Raw genomic sequence first — 1312 nt, forward strand, 5'->3', positions numbered from 1 at the left:
TCTCAAGCTGGCGTTAAAACCGGACTGGCTGGGCCATGACCAAGAGGTCACCCGTGCGTTTCTTGAACTGGCGATGTCCAAAGTCGGTAAAGCCGACTGGTCGTGGTTTTCGAAGCAGTTTTCCTCATTGCCGGAATTGCGGCGTTTCAAAGTGGTGGAGGCGCTGGGTCAATATCGCTCGCAGCATCCGGAAACACCAGAGGCAGATGTCAAACAGCTGGCCCGTGCCCTCACCGAAATCCAGCTCACTGCCATAAAAGAGCAGATGATTCAGGGTGACAATCCTGAGACGCCAGCCATTTTCCGCATCAAGAGTCTGGAGTCAGTCACAGGCGATAGCCATGACTTCATGCTGGAAAACGATCAGGGGAACAAACTCCGTCTAAAGGCCGGTTCCCTGTTGCCGGTAACTGAACAAGCCCCATCACTCAGGCCGGATCCGCAACAGATGCTACTGACCGGTTCACACAGCGAACGGTTTCCCGGGTCGTTTCTCGATACGCGCCACAGCAGCAGATTCTATAGACAAGCCATGCAGGACGGTCAGCTGGCGCCAGACCGCTACCGGAATGATGTCGAACGGTTTGTTAAAATTTTCAGTGATCTGGAACCAGAGAGCTATCGCCAGGAATTCCAACAGAAGCGCTCCCTTGACCTGAGTGCGGGACGGCCTGTCCACTGGCAGTTAAATCCCCGACATCCCCTGCAGGCGTCCCGGTTACTGGTCGGGGATAAGGCGATCACCGTAGAGCTTGGGATGAAGGATACCCCTCCGCTGAGCCACGAATTCTTCGACAAGACCCTGGGCCAGCTGTATGCCCTGAGTCTGGCCAAGAGTATAGAGCCGGTTGATGCCGCACTGTTTCGGTCTGGCTGGCCTGAGCAGGCGGGACAACTGGGGCAACTGGGCGATTCCGTCGGTTTTGACCCTGCTTACCAATGGGTTCCACTGACTGCGGCGCTGAGCCGGGATACGCTTGAACATCATTTTGGCTCCATTAGGTCACCCACCAGTCAGGAAGACGTTAGAAAGGCGATGATATGGCTGTTCACCCAGCCGCCTGAATTACTCTCATTGAGCCTTGAAAAGCTCTTTGAAAACATTCTGCCGCACCAGGATGACCCGAGTGTTGAAGCCTTTGCCAGAGCATTGCGTGAGTTTGACCAGAACTTGCCTGATGATGGCAGAGCCCGCTTCAGGGAGGCATTCACTCATCAGCAGGTCGAATTACTGAAGGATGTTCTGAGTCGCCAGATCCCTGATCAGCCCGAACTGGTTAACTACATAGGCTCACTAAAAACAACGCCCAGC

General features: G+C 54.6%; 1 protein-coding gene. It reads left to right on the top strand.

What is annotated here, in order from left to right:
* Window positions 1-1312 (top strand): hypothetical protein (locus KDK18_RS09785; protein ID WP_257254718.1); only part of this gene is annotated, 1312 nt, incomplete at both ends.

It is taken from the genome of Endozoicomonas sp. SESOKO3 (assembly GCF_024606255.1).